This is a genomic window from Grimontia sp. AD028, assembly GCF_000973155.1.
In the GTDB taxonomy this organism is placed as follows: domain Bacteria; phylum Pseudomonadota; class Gammaproteobacteria; order Enterobacterales; family Vibrionaceae; genus Enterovibrio; species Enterovibrio indicus.
In genome coordinates this window covers 1-317 of sequence record NZ_LASY01000221.1, presented here as the reverse complement: position 1 = coordinate 317, position 317 = coordinate 1, and the positions used below count along the sequence as shown (strand labels likewise).

At 51.1% G+C, this 317-nt stretch carries 1 protein-coding gene; it reads left to right on the top strand.

From position 1 onward, the window contains the following. Nucleotides 1-317: GTP-binding protein (locus RN22_RS24405; protein WP_046308529.1), on the top strand; the 317-nt coding region annotated here is incomplete at both ends.

The following is a 317-nucleotide window of genomic DNA, read 5'->3' as shown; positions in this document are numbered from 1 at the left end:
CGCCAGGTTGGTATTCCATACATCCTTGTATTCATGAACAAGTGTGACATGGTTGACGACGAAGAGCTGCTTGAGCTGGTTGAGATGGAAGTTCGTGAACTGCTGTCTGAGTACGACTTCCCAGGCGACGACTGCCCAGTAATTCAAGGTTCTGCACTGGGTGCACTGAACGGCGAAGCTGAGTGGGAAGCGAAAATCGTTGAGCTGGCAGAAGCACTGGATTCTTACATCCCAGAGCCAGAGCGTGCGATCGACAAGCCATTCATCCTGCCAATCGAAGACGTATTCTCAATCCAAGGCCGTGGTACTGTTGTAAC